Raw genomic sequence first — 20881 nt, 5'->3', positions numbered from 1 at the left:
GTTTTTCGGGTTATTGACTATGTTTTTAATATTTAATTTTGTAATCGAAAGACTACCCTATGAATAGTTTTTTTGTGATAGAAAAAGATGATGTTTTTGATTCGATGCCTGATTCTTTGCATGGTTACGCCGTTTTGGCTGATTCTTTGGTGTTCGGTTCAAAAGGGCTTTTGGATTTTAAAACTAAGAATCCTGGCTTTTCGTCACGGCAATTGAAGGATGGTCGTTTTTCAGCCATCGTTCGGGAAGGTGATGAAATTGTTGTGAAAGTTGATTCAACTGGGCAGGAGATTCTTTATCTTTTTCAGAAGAATGATGATTGGATAGTATCAAATTCATTTTTGACACTAGCCAAAGTAGCTTCTAGAAATTTCAGTTTGAGCCTATATGAAGCTTCTGTTTTTGGTTTTCTTCTAAAAGATGGTGTGCATATAGGTGAACAACTGATTTCCAATCGAACGATGATTGACGAAATAAGGGTTGTCCCACTAAATTATGAAATTCGAGTAAATGTAAGTACAAAAAAAATACGTGTCGTTGAGTCTTGCTCGCTTAAGGATATCATGTTTTCTTCTTTGAGCTATGAGGAAAGTTTATTAGAGACAATAGAGACGGGTGCGGGCTTGCTTGCTGCACTTTCCTCAATTGGCGCCCCTCTAAATCTGTTTATATCAGGTGGGTACGATAGTCGATTAATTCTCGCGATGCTTTTTGTTGGTTTGGGTTATCAAATTCCGGAAAATGTTCATTTTACTAGTAATGAATCAAAAGTTGATGATTTCAAATCGGCAAAAAACCTTTCGACCAAGTTAGGGTTTTCTATTAATAAATTTTTGCCTCCGAGAATTGATTCGACTATATCGAGCAGTGATTCGTTTCGGCAGTATTTGGCTTCTTGTGGAGGAACATACCTACCCTTCTATCCGGTCAACTCTAACCGGCAGAGTCGTAATATTTATTTTAGGTTAACTGGAGATCAACCAACAGGGTGGAGTCATTTTTCTGGTAATGGGCCATTTAATGGTAATGCGGCAAAAATCGTTGATGATATTAATAAATCTCTTGCTCATAGGGGGGTTGGAGATTTAGTGAGTAATGAGTTTTTATCTACCTTTGATGAAATGGATTTAGATCCTAATGATCCCTATGCCATGCTGCTCCATTACAGTGCAATAAGGTCGAGACACCACTGTGGTCGAAATTCTTATAAGAGTCTCGGAAATGTTGTTTTGTTTACGCCTTTGATGCAAAGAAAATTCATTGAACTCGAGTTGAAAAATGTATTGAGAGGTGGTGTTCCTAAGCAGTTATTTTGTGATGCATTTCTGGCCTTGGCTGATTGGGCGATAAAGGAGCCATTTGAAACGTCAGATAGATCCTTTGGCGACGAGTTGGTAAGTTCTTCGCCATTTAAATCTGGTGTTAGTATAGTGCCAAAAAAGTTCCAAATTTATGGGAGTCCAAGTGAGCTATTCGAAAATGATGACAGTTTTGATCGCTTCGACCTGCCTATTAATTTGAAAGTAGATCAAGATAAAATAAAGGACTGTGTTCACTATGCTTTTTACACTTCTGATCTTGCTCGTGGTAGCGCATTGTTTTCCGATAGAGATTTTTATTTGGCTAATGAAGAGCTTAAGGGAAGAGGTTCTTTGAGTCATTCTTACAGAAAAAGTCTTCATATAATTTGCACGGATATCGTTCTTCGCTTGATTGAAGAGTCGAAGAAGAATTTTTAATAATTTGGTTTTTGATATGCTAATCTCTGAGAAAAAACATAGATTTTTTACAAATAGCTTGGATGCTTCATCTGTTATTGCAAGCGAATTTGATCTTAGTTCGGTTTTTTTGAATAATAAATCTAAGAGTATATTCTTTGAAAAGGCTGTTCGCTTTGCTTCAGAGTTGATGGTTGGTAAAAAAGGTGTTTTTTTAGGCGCCCATTCGTATATGAATGGCGGAGGTTATGTTACCGATAATACGTTCATAGGTAGGTACTGCTCAATAGGTAGGCGTGTTAGTTTGGGGGCGGGCTTACATAGGCTGAATACTGTTAGCTCATTTCCTTTTCGGCACTATACTAGTGCTTCTCCGTATACTCGTGATGACGCGCTTTATATTCCGGAGTCAAGAAAATTTTCAGATGAAACGATAATAGGTAACGATGTTTGGATTGGCGATGGTTCAGTTATTATAAAAGGTATACAAGTTGGTACGGGGGCTGTCATTGGAGCGAATTCTGTAATAACTAAGGATATACCGCCATATGCAATTGTGGGTGGGAGTCCTTCTAAATTGATACGTTACAGGTTTGATGCTGATATAAGAGAAAAGTTACTAGGCTCTGAATGGTGGGAAAGTGACAGGCTGGATTTAGAAAGCTTGCCTCTGTTAAATGTTTACGAATTTTTGGAGTCTTATGCCTCTGAGAAGTTTTCTGATGCTAACTTTTCTACATATTTAATTAATTGATTTTGTTCCAACTTGATCTAAAATTTGGGTGCGTTTCAATGAAAATCGCCATCGCCGGCACCGGCTACGTCGGCCTCTCCAACGCTGTGCTCTTGGCCCAGCATCACGAAGTGGTTGCACTGGATATCGATACCCACAAAGTCCAGCTGCTGAACGACAAAGTCAGCCCCATTGAAGACTCGGAAATTAACCGCTTCCTGGCCGAAAAAGAGCTGAATTTCTGCGCAACGCTGGACAAGACACAGGCCTACACCAACGCGGACTTCGTGATTATCGCCACCCCCACGGATTACGATCCCGAAACCAATTACTTCAACACCGGCACCGTGGAATCGGTGATTCAGGATGTCATGGCCATCAACCCGAAGGCGGTGATGGTAATCAAGTCGACAGTTCCCGTTGGCTTTACCCGGGAGGCCAGTGAGCGGTTTGGGACCAACAACCTGATGTTCTCACCGGAGTTCCTCCGCGAGGGTAAGGCGCTTTACGACAACCTATACCCGTCAAGGATTATCGTGGGTGAGCGCTCGGAGCGTGCCGAGACGTTCGCGGCGCTGTTGCGGGAAGGGGCGGTAAAAAAAGATGTGCCCGTTTTGTTTGTTGACAGCACAGAGGCCGAGGCCATCAAGCTGTTCTCCAACACCTACCTGGCGATGCGTGTGGCCTATTTCAACGAGCTGGACACTTACGCCGAAAGCCATGGCCTGGATACCAAACAGATTATCGACGGGGTAGGGCTGGACCCACGCATAGGTAAGCACTATAACAACCCCTCATTCGGTTACGGTGGTTACTGTCTGCCGAAAGACACCAAACAACTGCTGGCCAACTATGATGATGTGCCTAATAACCTCATCCAGGCGATTGTGGATGCCAACCGCACCCGCAAGGATTTTGTGGCCGATGCGGTATTGCGTCGTAATCCGCAAGTGGTCGGTGTTTACCGCCTGATTATGAAAACCGGTTCCGATAACTTTCGGGCCAGCGCCATGCAGGGTGTGATGAAGCGCATTAAGGCCAAAGGTGTTGAGGTTATCGTCTACGAACCCGTGCTGGAGCAGGCTGAGTTTTACCACTCCCGCGTTGTGGAAGACTTCGAGGCATTCAAGCAGGAGGCAGACGTCATACTGGCCAACCGAATGGCGCCGGAGCTGGAAGACGTGCGGGAGAAGGTTTACACGCGGGATTTGTTTGGGAGTGACTGATTAAAAGGGCTGACTGCTTGGGGTAGTAGGACGATAAATGGCTAACGGTAAAGTCTGGATTGATGGACGGGTTGTTCCTATTTTTCGCCAACTTCAGACGAAGCTAGGCGGCAGTGCTCCTTTTTTGAACGTTTATGAGGGCGGGCGGCCCGTTGGGCCCGCGTCAATACATAAACCCACGCTTTACCCAGAATTGAACATACCTGCAGGGAGCGGTGGAGACTGGGGCGAGGTTGCTCGTGGAATTGCTCATCTGATATCTGCTATTGATGGCGTTCCGGAGCTCCGTGCTGCCAGTAACGCAGACACCGAGCTGGCGATAGCCCAACAGCTTAACTCGGAACTGCAGACGATTGCCGCTGCAAAAGAGAATCTGCAGCCAAAACCGCTATGGACCAGGGGTGGGCCGGATGCGCTATTGTCAATGATTTTGGAACCATGCCCTGGCATTTCGACGGCACAGACTCGGTTTCGCCTTTTGCAACTTCATCGCTTGGTACTAGATGGACACCCTGAGGCGCAAAGAGCACTTGATGTCGCCAGGGAAGCACTTCCGGAAGAGGGCTTTGAGGCTGAATCCGTCTTTAATGCGATTGTCGAGGAAGATCTAAGACACCCCGCCGGGAAGGCGATGGCGGCTGCAGCGCTCTTTGAGTATCTCGATTTGGATCCAGGGCAGTTTTACCTTCAAAGTTCCCAATATGTGGATGGGGTCTTCGATGACCGAAGTCTTGGTTATCATCCAGCAATAAAAAACGCACAGGTGGAGTTTGATTCGCTTCGTCCTACACCGGGCTGTTGGTTAAAGTGCCAGTTACCATTTGCGCTCCCTATTTTGGAGGGAGTTTACAAGTCCGATGATTTAATTCTTTTGGTCCGACACACGCGAGTGATTAGTTCCCGTGCAAGCTGGAAAGCATCACAAGGCATGCGGCTGGATAGCATGATGAATCCGTCCGGTCTATACGCGCAGAGCGTTGTTGAACTTTGGCTTCCTGGGAATCTGGCAATAGATTTTGCGCTCCCGCCTGGCGACGAACAATACAAAAATATCCATACCTATCCAGAAGCCATAAAGGGAGCGGTCCGTAAGCTAAATGAATTTATTGTGGGGCTAAGGGCGGATACTGGTCGCAGCGATATTCCTGAGGTGATTCCAGGCGATCTGAATCAGCTTGCTTTCAAGCAGTTTGATTCAAAAGGCAACCTCACGCGTGACATCCCCATGCTGAATTTGGAGCTTGTGCGGGTAAGTGCCGGTGCACCTCATCTCAATGAAGAGGTTCTATTGAAACCCTTTGAGGTTCAATATCCTGGTTTCGCACGCGAGCTTCTGGAGAGTGCCAAGTTTCATGTTTCCGCGTACAGCGTGCGCAGGGCAGTGATAGATTTCGCTGGTGCTTACGAGGCGTTTATTGCTGAGGTGGTTTCCCCTCGAATTGGTGAAGTTAGGGAAAACACGAAAGATCAGTTTCTGCGGCGCTACGGGGATAAGCTCTCTGCTGAGGTTCGAGCTGAGGTTGAAAAAGTGACTCTGGCGCCGAACCAGGACCCCGATCGGGTGCCGCCTATTCACAGGCAGTTGGACGTGTACAAGAAGATGGGGTTGAAGCCCGATTTTGGTAGAAAGCACCTCAGCGCCATTCGCAAGGTGATGGACGTCCGGAATGACGCAGCCCATGGTAGAGTGATTTCTCACGAGGTATTGAGCGACATAATTGCAGGAATCGGTGCGCTTGAATGTTTGATGCAGGAGTGGCCCGGGAATAATGTTAAAGAACGAGAGTTATAGTATTTGGCTCGATAAACTAAATTAGTGTGGGTTTACAAATAACCAGTTTTTATTGGCGGTGTGTAGTTATCTCAATACAATGGCTGGCCTGCACTGTTTCAACAAGGATGATTCATGCCGCGGACCAGCGGCACGCCAATCAGGCACGACCAGAACTTTCAGAACCTGATTCTTGATTACCCCTGCTGCGCACCCTGGAGGCGGATCCGGAGAAGCGGCTCAAGCACCTGGACTTTATCGACACCTACACAGCCCAGGGTGATAATGAAATGGAACAGTATCAGCAGCAATACCCGCAGTAGAGCAACATTATGAAGGCGAGCTTGAGCGATCGGTTACTAGCGGAGCGGATGGTGATCCCGATTGGTACCTGCAGGAATTAAGGTTGACCACCAGCCACCAACGCAACTTGGGCCAAACTCTTACCGCCCGGCATTATGTTTTGGCATGGAACGGGCAGCAGTTTACTCAGTATGCTCACATAAACGCATACCATGCACTTTGAAATGGCATTGATTTGGTTCAATTGAACCTGTGCCCTATGGTGGACGAAATCGAGCCCAGCTCCAGCTAGGCAACTTGAACGGATTTCACTTAAAAGTTAATATGCCTCTCCATCTCAAACGAATTACGTTCCAGAGCATTCGAGTTCCAGTTCAGCCAGAGCCGAAACTGGTTGATAACAGCTGGGTAGTGGTTGCCGCCTGTGAGAATGATTATTTCAGCAACTGCGCATAGATGCGGAGAAGAAAGGAGAGCTCGTGTTAGAGCCAGATAATTCTTTATCTTCCTCGCCACCACGGAGGTGACTGTGAATACTGTTAATCACGAATTTTCTGAACTGTTTGAGTCCCTGTGGGAAGACGAAAGCACCCAGTTTGAAGCCAAAACCCAAGACGTTGCGATTGCTTTGGCGAGTGCCGTAGAAAAGGCAGGGTTGAGCCGGGGCGAATTGGCGAAGAAGCTTGCCTGGAAACCTAGCCGGGTAACCAAAGTGCTGACAGGCAATTCTAACCTTACCTTGAAGACCATGTTTGAGGTATGCCGCGCTATTGGTATGGAGTTTGACGTGGTGTTGCGTAAAGCCAGTGAGCGGGTTGAAGTGGTTGACCCTGATAAGCATCGGGCTATGTATTAGCAGACGATCAACAATCTTCATTCTTTGGATTTCCGGCATTTGGATGTTTGAATGTCTTGCCCTTAAGCTCATTCACTATCTACCGACACGCCGCATGTTAGAGACGTTCTCTTGGTTGTGACACCCGAAAAATGGTTTGACCCCTACTGGTACCTGCAACAATACCCCGATATCGCTCGCGCCGGCCTCAACCCGCTTGAACACTACCTGAACCACGGCATCAACGAGGGCCGGCTGCCGTGTCGGCTGCAGTCGCTGGAGTGGGATCAGGCTTTGTGGCAAAAGGAGCAGCCAGAGCGCGAGTGTGTTCAGGCGTTATCGACACTGGCCGCCAGTGATAACCCGTTGGAAGCTTCTTATGCAGCCTTTGCACTGGGCCGCTGGCATGCCTGGCAGGACAACTGGCCACAAGCGGCCAGGGTGCTGGCAGGGCGTGCTCAGGCAGGGCAAAGGTTACCGGCACATCACGGCCCGGAACTGCTTGCCGTAGAAGCCCTGGTGCGCACTGGCCAGCTGGCAAAAGCCTGGCACCGGTTGGGTGGCTTGCAACAGCAAGAACGCGCATGGGCAGACGCCAGCCTGGCGACGGCAAATGTGTTGGCGGCCAAAGCCACGCACTATGCCCGGGCGCCTTCATCGGTAAAGCAGGCCTGGCAAGCCCAACGCCTGGGCTGGATTAACCGGGTGTGGCAGCAGGTTGGGCTTGAGGCGGCGAAACTGGTCGACCCAAATGGGGCGCTTCAGCTGGATAATCTTGCGGTGGATCGCCCGTTGCCAGAGGTACAGGTTACCCCGGCCAAAACACCGCTGGTTTCGGTGATTATCCCGGCCTACAACTCGGAGCAAGGGCTGAGTACGGCGCTGAAAAGCCTGGTCGATCAGTCTTTGGTTGTTGCTTGCCCCGGGGCAGTGGAAATTCTTGTGGTAGACGATGCCTCTACCGACAACACCGCCACCGTGGCAGAAACCTTCGCGCGCCAGCACCCGAATGTGCGGGTACTTCGCCAACCGAGCAATGCCGGCGCCTATGCAGCCCGTAACCGTGGCCTGGCCGAGGCCCGTGGCGATTTTATCACCGTACACGATGCCGACGACTGGTCGCACCCGCGCAAACTGGAGCTGCAGTGGCGGGCCTTGCAGGAAAACTCTCAGTGGATGGCCTGCAATTCTCATTGGGTGCGCTGCACGCCGGAGCTTCAGTTTACGCGCTGGCGTATGGAAGAGGGGTGGATTTACCGCAACACGTCCTCGTTGATGTTTCGCCGCGTGGTGTTTGAAACCCTGGGCTACTGGGATGAGGTGCGGGTAGAGGCAGACACCGAATACTATTACCGCATACGCGCCGCCTTCGGCCCGCAAAGTACTGGCGAAGTGCTGCCGGGTATACCCCTGGCGTTTGGCAGGGTAGTGCCCACCGCCCTCACGGTGCTGCCGGCCACCCACCTGGCCACCCAGTTCGCGGGTGTCAGGGCCGAGTACCGCAAAGCCGCGTTTGCCTGGCACGAAAATGCCACCGGCGCCGAACAACTCTACATGCCCCACAAGCCGCAAAACCGCCCGTTTACCGCACCGGCAGACATACTTCGATGACATGTCTTGTGCCATAAATGACACCTGGCACCCATTAATCCACCAGGCCAGGCAGGCTACAAAGGGGTCTGACCCCTTGGGGTCAGACCCACCCATCTGCCAGAGGCCTGCGGATTTATATCTGCCGCCAAGGCATTAATTGGCCTTAAACCATAGGTGGACAGGATGTACGCAATGATGCCGCCCAAGGCAGAACGATACCGGATGAATAGATTACCCCTCACTTTGTTTTTTGTCCGGGTGGGTCCGTGAGTGTCTGTGGCCCGGCCAGCGCCCCCGGGCGCGAAAAAGCCGGTACCTTTCGCAAGAACTACGCGCTGGCGGATATCAGTCGCATTCACTTTATTGGCGTGTTCGATACCGTCGGTGCCCTGGGCATTCCGGCGCCGTTTCTGGGTAGCTTGGGTTCCGACAAGTATCTGTTCCAGGACACCGAGCCCAGCAGCATCATCAACCACGCCCGCCATGCGGTGGCCATTAGAGTGGTTGGGGTGGGATGGTATTGAGCTGATAGGTGGGCAATAATGCGTATATTGCGATAGGCTGCGCAATTTTGCTCACGCTGAAAATGTTCTCTATACTTTGGGGTGTTGAAAAACGCTCAACCAACTCACGGCAATGCAGGAGGCAAAGCCATGCACGCATACCAAACACACCATCAGGTTGACCACCAGCCACCAACGCAGCTTGGGCCAACTCTTACCGCCCGGCATAGCAGCGCCGGCCTGCGCTGGCTCTTTGAGCGTCGTGATGCCTGGTCTCTCACCATGGAAGAACTTGGTGAGCTGCTTGGCGGGGTGAAGCGGCGCACCCTGAACGATTGGCAGCAAAAGCTGAATGCCGGCCAGGAGGTAGAGGTGTCTCGAGATACCATGGAGCGGATCAGCCTGCTGCTGGGTATCCACAAGGCCTTAACCCTGATCACTCCGGCCGGCCATGAGCGCATGGCGTACGAATGGTTCTGCAAACCCATCGACTTGATGGGCTTGCGTGGCCGTTCGATTCGGGACTATCTTCTGGCCCAGGGTACGATGGACGCTCTGTACTATGTGCGCCGAAATCTGGATGCCATGCGCGGCTGAGAAAGGCCGTCAGTTCTATGAACAGAACTCAACCGCGGTGGAAGCATCATCGGGTTATTCACAGCAAGTATCCGCCTATCGATGTGTTCGAAAGCCCGGATCATCTTATTTTGGGGGAGTTGGAATCGGCCACCAGTGATCGGGTGGTGAACTGGCCGAGGTATGTTCTGGAAGAGGATTACCGCGCCGGTGAAGGTTGGGGTGCGGTTATGGCGTCTTTCTGCTACCCGGCAGAGGGCCGGTTCAACACCGCAAGCCGGGGTGCCTATTACGCCGGTGATTGCCTGGAGACAGCCCTGCGGGAATGGGCGCATCACACCGGTAAGGTGTGGCAGGGCTTTGGGGTGGGCAATGATTTTTCAGCCGTTGTGCGCTGTTACACCGGGCATGTCACCAAGCTGTTGGTAGACGTACGGGGGCAACCGGAATATAGGCGCGCTACCGATTACCAACCGGGCCAACAACTGGCTGCAGAGCTCCTTAGTGCGGGCGAGTACGGGATCCTATACAGCTCTGTGCGGTCTCCGGGGGCAGAGGCTGTAGCTCTGCTAAGGCCACCCGCGACCACCCCGGTCACCCAGGCCGGGCATTACGTTTTGGCATGGAACGGGCGGCAGTTTACGCAGTATGCCCACATAGACGCATACCATGCCCTATAAAGGTGTTACTTTGGCTTTATCCTCCTCAAAGTGGTTCGAACCCCACTGGTACCTGCAACAATACCCCGATATCGCCGGCGTAAGGGCCGAGTACCGCAAGGCGGCGTTTGCTTGGCACCAAAGCGCCAAAGGCGCCGGGGGGCTTTTCCTTCCAAGGGGCCCGGAGCGGCGTGCGTTCAAGGCGCCGGCTGGTATACTGCGGTGATACATCCACTAAAATCTTTGTTCGTGGTTTTAGTGGATTTCGTGGCGAAAAAGTTTTTAAGTCTTTTGAATAGGAATTAAGTGTGCCAGACCAGAACCTGAATCAATTGAAAGAGCAGCTGGAACAAAAAAAAGCCGATCTTGCCCAGCGTTTTGAAGAGGTGGCCCGGCTGACCGAACAACTGGAAAAAGAACAGGCGGGGGTAGATGCACTGCAACAGCAAATAGAAGCCCTTCAGCAGCAGGCCCGGAAGGCAGCTGCTGCGCCGCTGAAACTGGAGATTACCGACGAGCAGCGTGAAAAAAATCGCAAGCATATCGAGCTGATTGCGGGCAGCGATTTGTTCGATGCGGAATGGTACCTGGCCACCTACCCGGATATTGCCAAATCCGAAAAATTTGCCAAGGCCCCGGCGGCCCATTACACGCTGTATGGCGCTTTCGAAGGGCGCAAACCTTGCCCGGAGTTTGATTCCTCGTTTTACCTGCGCACGAATGCCGATGTGGCGAAGGCCGGCATCAACCCGCTGGCCCATTATCTGCGCTTTGGCCGTGACGAAGGCCGGGCGTTCGCGCCGCCTGTGGACGGTGAATGAGCCAGCCCGAACCATTGATTGAACGGCTGCAACGCCTGCAACTGTTTGATGCCACATGGTATCTGGAGCAAAACGAGGACGTTCGGGCCAGTGGTCTGGACCCATGGCAGCACTATCTGAACCACGGCCTGGCCGAGAAGCGATTGCCAGGGCCGCTGCGGGAGAATAGAGGCGCGGAGGGGCTTCGGGTGCTCTATGCGCTCTCGGTGCAATCCGGTGGCACCCCGCAAACCAATGAAGACCTGATGAATGCCCTGGCTGCAAGAGATGATGGCCCGGTAGACTGCTTCGTGCTTCGGTGCACCGGCCGAAATCTTTGTTTGTATCTGTATTGTCATGGTGTGTATGCCACCATCGCCGAGCATCTTTTAGCCGCGCCCATTGCACCGTTTCCCCACAGTGATAACGAATTCGACACGGTGGTTGGCCAGTGGCTGGATGCCCTTGGGGTATCGTTGGTGCACGTTCGGCATTCTGCCTACCAGAGCCTGGGGTTGATTGAAGCAGCGTATGAACGCAACGTACCGGTGGTGTATTCGTTCCACGATTATTACACCGCCTGCCCATCGGTGAAGTTGCTGGATGAAAACCGTCACTTCTGCGGCGGCCGCTGCACCGCCACTCTGGGGGAATGTCACCAGGAGTTATGGCCGAAAGAGCAGGTGTTGCCGCTAAAGCATGAAGCGGTCTATGCCTGGCAGGGCCAGTTTGCAGGTGCCCTGGCTCTGTGTTCCGGGTTTGTGGCGACGGTGCAGGCGGTGAAAGACATCATGCTGGATGTGTTTCCGGCGTTGGCGGGCAAGCCTTTTGACGTAGTCCCCCACGGCCGGGATTTTAAGGAGCTGGTGCAGCTGGCGCAGGCGCCTTCGCCGGCTGAACCAGTGCGGGTGTTGGTGCCGGGGCACATCGCCATTTCCAAAGGCGCGGAGATTTTGCAGCACCTGGCCAACCGGCCAGAGCTCGCTCATATAGAGTGGCATGTGTTGGGTACTCTGCAGCAGGGGTTTGGCGACAAAATGCCAGCCAATGTGATTGTGCACGGCGCCTACCAACGTAAGGATTTCTTCGCCCATGTGGCGGAAATTAAGCCCCACCTGGGCGCGGTGTTGTCCATATGGCCAGAAACCTGGTGCCACACCCTAACGGAACTCTGGGCCGCGGGTTTGCCGGTAGTGGGCTTTAACACCGGGGCGGTGGGCGAGCGGCTGAAGAGCACCGGAGCAGGGTGGCTGGCCGAGGAGGCTACGGCCGAGGCCATGATGAACGCCGTTTTCCGGGCCAGCCAGCCGGGTGAATGGCAGCAGGCCCTGGCACAAGTCAAAAACTGGCAGGAAAACGGCCAGCGCAGCTGCGCCCAAATGGCTGAAGACTACTGGAATCTGTACAATCAGGTGACAGAAGCAGGTCTTTAAAACTCAGGAGAAGTAATGAAAGGCATCATCCTCGCCGGAGGCTCCGGCACCCGCTTGCACCCCATTACCCACGGGGTTTCCAAGCAACTGCTCCCCATCTACGACAAACCGATGATCTACTACCCCATCTCGGTACTCATGCTGGCTGGTATTCGGGAGATTCTGATTATCTCCACTCCGGATGACCTGCCGCAATACGAACGCCTGCTGGGCGACGGTGAGCAGTTCGGTGTTAAGTTCAGCTACGCCGTGCAACCCAGCCCGGACGGCCTGGCCCAAGCGTTCATCATTGGTGAAGACTTTATCGGCAAAGACTCCGTGTGCCTGGTGCTGGGCGACAACATCTTTCATGGCCAGCACTTCAGCGATCAGCTCAAACGCGCCGCCGCGAAGCCTCACGGTGCCACCGTGTTTGGGTATCTGGTGAAAGACCCGGAGCGCTTTGGCGTGGTGGAGTTTGATGCCGAAGGCAAGGCTATCTCCATTGAAGAAAAGCCGAAAAAGCCCAAGAGCAGCTATGCCGTAACGGGCCTGTACTTCTACGACAACGACGTGGTGGAAATCGCTAAAAATGTGCAGCCGTCTGGCCGCGGCGAGCTGGAAATCACCTGTGTCAACAATGCCTACCTGGAACGCGGCGACCTGCACGTAGAGCGCCTGGGCCGGGGCTTCGCCTGGCTGGACACCGGCACTCACGACAGCCTGCTGGAAGCCGCCCAGTACGTGCAAACTATAGAACACCGCCAGGGCCTGAAAGTGGCTTGTCTGGAAGAGATTGCCTGGAACCAGGGGTGGGTGAGCAAAGACTTTATTTTGCAACGTGCGGATGATCTGAAGAAGACCCATTATGGGCAGTACCTCAAGCGCCTGGTGAAGTAATGACCATCTCCAAACTCCTGACAGCCTACAAAGAACGCATCCCAAACCCGGAAGCTCCAGCCGAGCGCGTAAGCTTTGGCACCTCTGGCCACCGGGGCACGGCGCTGAACAACAGTTTCAACGAACAACACCTTATGGCCATCACCCAGGCCGTGGTGGAGTGGCGAGCCGGTCAGGGCATTAATGGCCCGCTGTACGTGGGCAAAGACACCCACGCGCTGTCTGCCCCGGCAATGGATACCGTGCTGCAAGTTCTGGCCGGTAATGGCGTGTGCACTCGCATTGATGCGGAGGGTGGTTTTACTCCTACGCCGCTGGTGTCCCACGCGATTCTGGTGCATAACCTGGGCGGGTCAGGTGAGCTGGCGGATGGCCTGATTATTACGCCATCTCACAACCCGCCGGAAGATGGTGGTATCAAGTACAACACGCCAGACGGCGGCCCGGCCAATACAGACGCCACCGGCTGGATTGAAAGCCGCGCCAACAAGTTACTGGCTGCCGGCCTGGTGGGGGTGAAAACCTCCCCACGGCGTATGGCCATTAACGACGCTGAGCGCTGGGATTACGTAGGCCAGTATGTGCAGGCCCTGGGCGACGTGGTAGATATGCCGGCCATTGCGGCCAGTGGGCTGAAAATTGGCGTAGACCCCATGGGTGGATCCGCCCTGGCGGTGTGGGAGGCGATTGCGTTTCAGTACGGCCTGAACCTGGAGGTGGTGAACCGCAGCCAGGACCCGGAATTTGCCTTCATGCCACCAGACCACGACGGCAAAATCCGCATGGATTGCTCCAGCACCGCCGCCATGGCGAACCTGCTGAATATAAAAGACCGCTTCGACCTGGCCTTCGGCAACGACCCGGACGCAGACCGCCACGGCATAGTAGACGCCGCCGGCCTGATGAACCCCAATCACTACCTGGCGGTATGCATCGACTACCTGATTCGCAACCGCCCCCAGTGGAAGCCGGAACTGAAAATTGGCAAAACCCTGGTGTCGTCTTCCATGATTGACCGCGTGGTAGATGGCCTGGGCCGCGAACTGTATGAAGTTCCCGTAGGCTTCAAATGGTTTGTGGAAGGCCTGCACCAGGGCACCCTGGCCTTCGGCGGCGAAGAAAGCGCCGGCGCCAGCTTCCTGACCATGGCTGGCACCCCTTGGAGTACCGATAAAGACGGCATCATTCTGTGCCTGCTGGCGGCTGAAATTCTCGCCAAAACCGGTAAACTGCCCAGCCAGTATTACCAAACACTGACAGAAACCTACGGCGCGCCGGTATACCAACGCAAAGACTTCCCGGCCACGTCGGAACAAAAACAGAAGCTCAAGGCGCTGACTGCCAATGATGTTCCGTTTACCGAGATTGCCGGAGACCCGGTAAATGGTTGCTTTACCGAAGCACCCGGAAATGGCGCTGCGATTGGTGGGGTGAAGGTGACTACGGCGAATGGCTGGTTTGCGGTAAGGCCGAGTGGGACTGAGGATTTGGTTAAGGTTTATGGGGAGAGTTTTGTGGGTGAGGCATTCCTGCAAGCGATGATAAAACATGCGTTGCGGCTGACTGCATGAAAGTCGTTCTACACATTGGAACACCAAAAACCGGCTCCTCTGCACTGCAGTATTTTCTTAATGAGAATCGCAAGCAGCTTGCTCGGCACGGATACTATTACCCGAAGCACAACTTCGACAGTAATCAGATTTCAGGCGGCCACGGCAGTTTGGCCCGGTTTATTGACGATGGCGAACTCGACAAGGCGCGAGCGCAACTGGATACCTGGCTAAAAGCCGCAGCGCGGAAAAATTTGGTTCTGCTTCTTTCGGCTGAAGGTTTTTACACACAAGCTAAAACATTGCCGTTGTTGTTTGAGGGGCATGAGCTCTCAGTCGCAGCTTTTGTGCGCCATCCGGTTGAGTTTGTCATTGCCAACCACAATCAGTCTGTTAAGCGGCACTTTGGCACTCAAACCCTCCAAAATGTTTTGGAAAAGGTGCCACAGTCTCAGAATCGCGGGGTAAATGGCGAGCTCCTGTTTGAATGGGCTGAGGCCGTTGGTCGAGACAATCTGAGTGTTCTCGCTTATCACAAGCCATCTTTGCCCAAGGGGCGTGTGGAATTTGCGTTTTTGAAATGGTTGGGTGTTTCGGGATTGTCGTTGTCTGGCTTTCGTGTTCCTGAGCGACTGATTAATACGAGTTACGCGCCTGAAGCGCTTGAGCTTAAGAGGTTACTCAATACAGTTTTGATCCAGGACGATCGAACAATAAATCACCAGGTTGACATCTTTCTCCAGCATTATTCAGATCGGCGAAATAACGAGACACCAAGGCGTGCAGGTGGATTGCCGGTGCAGCCCGCTGTGCTACGAAGCGCTTATCAGGCGTTTGAGGATTCAAATGCCAGGTTATTGAAAGAGCTTGTGCAAAGCCCCCCGAAAGGTTTCCTAAAAACACCCTATTCGCTTGGTGAGCCTGAAGTGCCAGATGCGCTCGGAGTATTAACTCTAGGGCGCGCGATGACAGAAAAGCTTCCCGAGGTGTCTCGTTATTTGCAAGCCCGTGTTGAGGAAAACCTAACTCAGCGGCGGGTGCCATATGCAATTTACAAATTGGCGGATGTAATTGGTATTCCATACAGCGAGCCGGAAACGCCGCAGGTAATGAGGGAGGAGTTTTTGCGGGTTTTTCGGGCTCCTAAAACAGTTGCCGCAGACCACTTGAGGGCCTTGGCACAGTTTCTGGTTTCTGAAGACTATAAAAACGAGGCGCTGAACGTGATTCGCCAGGCAGAAAAGCAAAGGCCGAACGGGCCAGTCATTCGTGATTTGAGAATTGCGCTTGAAAAAAGATTTAAAGGTTGAAAAGGAATGAAGGGAAGTTATAGGAGCTTGTATGAATTCGGCGAGATGTTCTTGGGGCCGATTCTGAGTGTTTATGCCCGAGAGGTGGAGAGTAGCGCTGAAGAGCGCCTGCCCGTTTGTCTGGCTCGGGAAGGGTGGCTGTTCCATAAGTTATTTGGGGAGTTGAAAGCGGACGGCTTGGCAAATTTTCAGAACGAACCAGTGTACTTGAAGGTCTCCCGAACCGTTTTGTTACGTTCTTTGCTTGGTGATGAAAATGCCTGGGAGATGGCTTTTTCAGCAGAGTTCAGAAAATCGACGGTTCTGGATCTTCTGATTCGTCGTTTCGGATTCAGTATGCACGAAGCTTTTTCGACACTCCCCGGTGAGATACTTCACCGAGAACTGGAGTTGCCCCATCAGGCTGGTGAACTTCGAGAATGGATTAAGCCCTATAAGTCCGCTTTGGCCGGTGCAGTAAAACCGACACTGGAAGGACTTCAGGAATCGTTTGAGCTGGCAGGCCTTAGCCAACCTGAAATTGAACCCTTGTTTCTTGATATAGGCTACTCAGGCACGATTCAGAAGCTACTAACCCATTTGCTAAAAAAAGATACTACGGGACTATATTTCATAGCTCTTAAAGCAGGCAGTCACAATGTAGGAACGTTTCGAGCAAAAATGTCGGGCGTTTTTCATCAGGGGATTGAGTGGAATCAAGGCCATATGCTTCTGGATCGCTCGTTATTGCTGGAAAGCCTTATGACAGCTCCGCATGCGCAGGTGGTTGATGTTCGTGTGTCTCCATCAGGCCTAAAGTATTTTTACGGCAAAGAGGCTCCTACCCAGAAGTTTTTCCAAGACTTGGATGTAATTTTTCGTGGCGCCATTGACGAGGTTAAGAGGCTTTTGGCTCACGATATCTATTATTCTGTCAGTGATATTGAAGATTTGTATCGGGTGATGGTGACGACACCAGGTGCTATTCCCAAGGCTGCCTGGCACCTGTTTGGAATAGATGACGATTTTTATGGCAATGGTGAACTTAATTCGCTGCAGGTTTTTGGGTTGTGATTATGCTGAATAGTGTAAAAAAAGGAATTAAAAAGGTCGTAAGGGGAAAAGTAAGCGACCCGTCGGGGGGCGTGTGGCGGCAAGCAAGGGATTCGGGGTTGTTCAATCCAGTATGGTACGAGGATACGTACCACAAAAAGTTCGACAGTCATAAAGCTGCATTTGAAGATTATATGAGGGTTTCACGGTTCTCGCCGGTCAACCCGTCTCCATTTTTTGATACAGAGACGTATCACAAGCAAAATCACGATGTTTTTCATAATGAGCTGAGTCCTTTGTTTCACTACCTGACGTTCGGTCAGGCTGAGGGGCGAGCTTGTCAGCCCGCAAAAGCACGTTGGACACCGAAGAGCACCGAACCATTTGACCCGGTGTTGAGCGCGGAAGCGGCCGTGATGAAGGTTGCGGTTTGCCTGCATATTTTCTATGACGACTTCATTGAAAAGTTTGCTGATGCTCTAAAGCTGTTCCCCGCAGAGGTGGATGTTTTTGTCGCTGTTTCTGACGAAAAAATAACTGCGCGTGCCGAAGCGGTTTTTTCTGCCGTAGCAAATGTTTCAACTGTGAAAGTAGTTGTAGCTCCCAACCGGGGCCGGAATTTTGGGCCACTGTTAGTGGAGTTTGGTTCAGCTTTGCTCAGCTACGATTTGGTATGCCACCTTCATTCCAAAAAATCGCTTTATTCCGGGCGTGAGCAAACGCAGTGGGCTGATTATCTTTGCGAGTACCTGTTACGGGACCGCGCAGTCACGACGGCTGCTCTTAATCGCTTTGCCAGGGATGAATCGGTTGGTGTGTATTATCCGATCACTTTCTGGGCCATGCCGACCTGGACAAACCATGTTCTGATGAATGCGGGTAATCTGAAGGCCTGGGAGAAAGATCTGGAGTTGGACCCTATCTCGGGTTTTATCAGTTACCCGGCAGGCGGAATGTTTTGGGCGAGACCTGCCGCACTCAAGCAGCTGCTTGAAAGAGATTGGAACTATGAGGACTTTCCAGCAGAACCCTTGCCTAATGATGGTTCTATGCTGCATGGGCTGGAGCGGATTATTGGCCGGTTGGCGGAGAAAAATGGTTTCAGGGAGCTGTTTTATGCTCCTACCTCTGGCCACCTTACCTTTGATCAGACTTACATCGGGGCTTCGTATTACACAGATTTTGAAACCTATGTTCCGTTAATTCGAGGCCAGGAATGTGTTGGTTTTGATGTATTCGATACACTTCTGCGCCGGGAGTATTATTATCCGGACTACGCCAAAATGCTTTTGGGCAAAGAGCTGGTAGAGCAGGGCCGAGTTCACTCAGTGCGTGATTTCGTAGAGCAGAGAAATCACGCGGAGTGGGTGGCAAGAGAACGCAAGAAGTTTCAGGGTGATGTGAGCATCTACGAAGCCTATGAAGTGCTTTCTGAGCTTCTTGATGTTGATAAAAGTGTTGCCAGGCAGTGGGCAGATAATGAATTTGAGTTTGACCTGGGGATGGTTGTTCCTCGACAAGAAATAGTGTCGCTTTTTAACCAGCTTGGTAGCGAGGGTTATAAGCTCTGGATTATTTCTGACACCTACTATACGGAAGACCAGATAGCCTTGATGCTGAAAAAGGTTGGGGTAACGGCACCTCACCGCTTGATGGTTTCAAGTGCCATGCAGGTGCGAAAGGATGCTGGTTCGATGTGGGAGATAGTAGTGCGAGACTTGGAGTCAGAGGGTATTAAACGATTTGCCCATATTGGCGATAATGTTGTATCCGATGCTCAAGTCCCAGGAAACTATGGCATTTTGTCAACTATACATATTTTGAACCCACTGGAGAAATGGCGTTTGATGGGATTTCCTTCGGTTTTTGATTCAGGCTTGCCTCCAGAAGAGCAAATCCTTAAATGGGGTAAGCTCGTTAGTGTCAATGGTTCTACAGCATTTATCGGTGGCTAATGAAGTACTCGACTCTATATTTACATGTTGGCTGGTCCAAAACGGGCACATCTGCGATTCAGTCCCAAGTGCAGGCGCAGCACAGGGAATTTCTTCAAAAGGGGATCCTTTACCCGCAAGCCCTGCAGTGGCCTGATCATTCTCACCATCCTTTTGCGCTGGCATTTAATGATGTCGGGGGCTACCAGGGGCAACACACACCGGCAGAGGCTTTGAACCAGCTGCAACGAGAAATGTCGTCTGTAGATGCGGATAGTGTTTTGGTTTCGTCTGAGTTGTCACCGTTTTATTTTTCTAATGATTTATTTAAATCATTCGTTGAATCTAATTTTGAAACCGTAAAAGTTATCTTTACCGTGCGTACCCAGTCCGAACTGTTACTGTCGCTTTTTAACCAGTTGGTTAAAGATCCGAACGTTCGTTATGGGGCTTCAATGTTTACTCTTGCGATGCGCAACCTTGCCTGGTTGAATTTTGATCAAAACGTTATGCGTTGGAGTAAGGTGGTTGGTCGTGAAAATCTTCATGTTGTCCCATACAGCCGCGAAGTCGTTAGGGATTTCTTTAACCTTTTTGACATCGGCGTGTCTGAAGGCGAGAGCGGCAAAATCGTAAATCCCTCTCTTCCGACCCGGTCACTTGCGATTCTTCAGGCAAGGGCGCGGGCAGCTGACAATCCACGCGATTTTCTTGAAATTCGTAACCGTATATTGTCACAACTTTCTGAAATACCGGAACAAAATGATCGCTATGTTTTGTTTTCGGTGCCAGAGCAGAAAGCCTTCGATGATCATTTTTCGGCAAGTAATAAAAAACTGGCAGATGAGTTTGGGTTCGATATTTCCAGGTTAAAAAAGGAAGTTTATGAGCCAGTTAAGGTGATTCCTCCCGGAGTTCGTTTGCCTAATGAGTAGAACAGTCATTGGTGGTTTTGCAGTGGTCAATGCAAATGCCTTTGAGAGTGCTTCGCTAAAGGCGCCGTTGCAATTTGATTATTTTGACATAGGGGAGCACTGGCGCGACGAGCCTGTGGCCTCGTTCGATCCTGGCTCGATTGGGGAATACCAATCCGCGGTGGATAGATTTTCGCGTGGTCCCGGTATCTGGCCCCGTCGACTTCTGAAGGCTGAAGACCTTTTGGTGTTCGGACCCCGATGCATGTTGTTGAGTGCGCGCCATAGGGTTTTGATTGGTGGATCTCCATTAAATTGGCATCCACCGCACCTGGAAGCTGATTTTAGGGAGTTTGCCAAGCAGGATTTGGGAAAGTTGAAGTTTTTTGATGAGGCCGTAGTTTTGCCAACGCCTGGGTTTGGCGTTTATGGGCACTGGTTGTTGGATTTCTTTCCGAGGTTGTTGTTGATTCGTGAGTTTCTAAGCTCTGTTGACAGGGAAATACCGGTCTTGTCCCGCCCCGTACCGAAATGGGCGCGGAAATTTATTGAGTACGCTGGGCTGGAAGGTGTTATCAAAGAATACGACAAGGAGGTCCCGTTCCAAATAAGGCACGCCTACCTTCCGTTGGTCGCGAAAGACGGAATGGTTTATTCCTCCGAATGTCTGAGAGAGAGCTTCGCCGCGATTAGCGCGAATGTTGCATCAGACCCTTATGAAGGGGCGGGGGGGTATTCAAGACTCCTTGTTCTTAGAAATAAGCCCCCGTTTGCTTCCAATCAAGAGGAGCTATATGAACTTTTGGAGCCTCTTGGCTTCAGGGCGACTTTCCCTGAAAGGTTGAGTTTTGATGATCAAGTTAGGCTATTTCGCAATGCGGATGTTGTGGTCGGCGAAGACGGATCTGCTATGCATGGCATTGGCTTCTGCCGGCCAAATACTCATGTCGTTATTTGGGGGAGGAGAAACCGGACGAATCTTAGGCACTTATCGGTTGCCCGTGCCAGTAAGGTCCGGATGGCCTTGATAGATTCTTTAGGGTGCGAGCACGCTTACCGAATAAATTTGGACGGTGTTTTGAATTCTTTAGAACGCTAGTTGGTGTGGGTAT

At 51.3% G+C, this 20881-nt stretch carries 18 protein-coding genes; all 18 read left to right on the top strand.

Annotated elements, in window-relative coordinates:
- Positions 1 to 59 precede the first annotated feature (59 nt).
- The 18 genes from ACF8YQ_RS11825 to ACF8YQ_RS11740 all read left to right on the top strand — a co-directional run bounded on the left by ACF8YQ_RS11825 (position 60) and on the right by ACF8YQ_RS11740 (position 20868).
- Positions 60 to 1739, top strand: a complete 1680-nt coding sequence (locus ACF8YQ_RS11825) for a hypothetical protein (protein WP_396621504.1) — start codon at positions 60 to 62, stop codon at positions 1737 to 1739.
- Between the two features lie 16 nt (positions 1740 to 1755).
- Positions 1756 to 2472 (top strand): CatB-related O-acetyltransferase, encoded by a 717-nt coding sequence (locus tag ACF8YQ_RS11820; RefSeq protein WP_396621503.1) that lies wholly within the window; start codon positions 1756 to 1758, stop codon positions 2470 to 2472.
- Positions 2473 to 2510: 38 nt separating this feature from the next.
- Positions 2511 to 3677, top strand: coding sequence for a nucleotide sugar dehydrogenase (locus ACF8YQ_RS11815; RefSeq protein ID WP_396621502.1), 1167 nt, complete (start codon positions 2511 to 2513; stop codon positions 3675 to 3677).
- Between the two features lie 37 nt (positions 3678 to 3714).
- On the top strand, positions 3715 to 5469 hold the full coding sequence (locus ACF8YQ_RS11810) for a hypothetical protein (RefSeq protein ID WP_396621501.1): 1755 nt from the start codon (positions 3715 to 3717) through the stop codon (positions 5467 to 5469).
- A gap of 811 nt (positions 5470 to 6280) precedes the next feature.
- Positions 6281 to 6607, top strand: a complete 327-nt coding sequence (locus ACF8YQ_RS11805; protein ID WP_396621500.1) for a helix-turn-helix domain-containing protein — start codon at positions 6281 to 6283, stop codon at positions 6605 to 6607.
- 117 nt (positions 6608 to 6724) lie between these two features.
- Positions 6725 to 8197 (top strand): glycosyltransferase family 2 protein, encoded by a 1473-nt coding sequence (locus ACF8YQ_RS11800; protein WP_396621499.1) that lies wholly within the window; start codon positions 6725 to 6727, stop codon positions 8195 to 8197.
- A gap of 248 nt (positions 8198 to 8445) precedes the next feature.
- Complete coding sequence (locus tag ACF8YQ_RS11795; protein ID WP_396621498.1) at positions 8446 to 8703, top strand: T6SS phospholipase effector Tle1-like catalytic domain-containing protein; 258 nt, start codon at positions 8446 to 8448, stop codon at positions 8701 to 8703.
- Between the two features lie 129 nt (positions 8704 to 8832).
- The gene (locus tag ACF8YQ_RS11790; RefSeq protein ID WP_396621497.1) at positions 8833 to 9279 is read left to right on the top strand and encodes an antitoxin Xre-like helix-turn-helix domain-containing protein; all 447 of its coding nucleotides are present in this window, start codon (positions 8833 to 8835) and stop codon (positions 9277 to 9279) included.
- A gap of 17 nt (positions 9280 to 9296) precedes the next feature.
- Positions 9297 to 9938, top strand: coding sequence for an RES family NAD+ phosphorylase (locus ACF8YQ_RS11785; RefSeq protein WP_396621496.1), 642 nt, complete (start codon positions 9297 to 9299; stop codon positions 9936 to 9938).
- Between the two features lie 287 nt (positions 9939 to 10225).
- Complete coding sequence (locus ACF8YQ_RS11780; protein ID WP_396621495.1) at positions 10226 to 10738, top strand: hypothetical protein; 513 nt, start codon at positions 10226 to 10228, stop codon at positions 10736 to 10738.
- Positions 10735 to 12150, top strand: a complete 1416-nt coding sequence (locus tag ACF8YQ_RS11775; protein ID WP_396621494.1) for a glycosyltransferase — start codon at positions 10735 to 10737, stop codon at positions 12148 to 12150. The genes ACF8YQ_RS11780 and ACF8YQ_RS11775 overlap by 4 nt, the downstream gene beginning before the upstream one ends.
- A gap of 15 nt (positions 12151 to 12165) precedes the next feature.
- Positions 12166 to 13029: a glucose-1-phosphate thymidylyltransferase RfbA gene (rfbA, locus tag ACF8YQ_RS11770; protein ID WP_396621493.1), complete on the top strand. Its 864-nt coding sequence runs from the start codon at positions 12166 to 12168 to the stop codon at positions 13027 to 13029.
- Positions 13029 to 14600 (top strand): phosphoglucomutase (alpha-D-glucose-1,6-bisphosphate-dependent), encoded by a 1572-nt coding sequence (gene pgm / locus ACF8YQ_RS11765; RefSeq protein WP_396621492.1) that lies wholly within the window; start codon positions 13029 to 13031, stop codon positions 14598 to 14600. Before rfbA ends, pgm begins: the two co-directional genes overlap by 1 nt.
- A complete protein-coding gene (locus tag ACF8YQ_RS11760) occupies positions 14597 to 15889 on the top strand; it encodes a hypothetical protein (protein ID WP_396621491.1) in 1293 nt (430 codons plus the stop codon). The genes pgm and ACF8YQ_RS11760 overlap by 4 nt, the downstream gene beginning before the upstream one ends.
- 6 nt (positions 15890 to 15895) lie before the next feature.
- The gene (locus tag ACF8YQ_RS11755; protein WP_396621490.1) at positions 15896 to 16942 is read left to right on the top strand and encodes an HAD family hydrolase; all 1047 of its coding nucleotides are present in this window, start codon (positions 15896 to 15898) and stop codon (positions 16940 to 16942) included.
- A 2-nt stretch (positions 16943 to 16944) separates the two neighbouring features.
- Entirely contained in the window at positions 16945 to 18876 is a 1932-nt protein-coding gene (locus ACF8YQ_RS11750) for a rhamnan synthesis F family protein (protein ID WP_396623300.1), read from the top strand.
- The gene (locus ACF8YQ_RS11745; protein ID WP_396621489.1) at positions 18876 to 19790 is read left to right on the top strand and encodes a hypothetical protein; all 915 of its coding nucleotides are present in this window, start codon (positions 18876 to 18878) and stop codon (positions 19788 to 19790) included. The genes ACF8YQ_RS11750 and ACF8YQ_RS11745 overlap by 1 nt, the downstream gene beginning before the upstream one ends.
- The gene (locus ACF8YQ_RS11740; RefSeq protein ID WP_396621488.1) at positions 19783 to 20868 is read left to right on the top strand and encodes a glycosyltransferase family 61 protein; all 1086 of its coding nucleotides are present in this window, start codon (positions 19783 to 19785) and stop codon (positions 20866 to 20868) included. Before ACF8YQ_RS11745 ends, ACF8YQ_RS11740 begins: the two co-directional genes overlap by 8 nt.
- Positions 20869 to 20881 lie beyond the last annotated feature (13 nt).

The sequence above is a fragment of the Marinobacter sp. W-8 genome (assembly GCF_044342215.1).
In the GTDB taxonomy this organism is placed as follows: Bacteria; Pseudomonadota; Gammaproteobacteria; order Pseudomonadales; family Oleiphilaceae; genus Marinobacter; species Marinobacter nauticus.
This window is presented reverse-complemented; position numbering and strand designations above follow the sequence as displayed.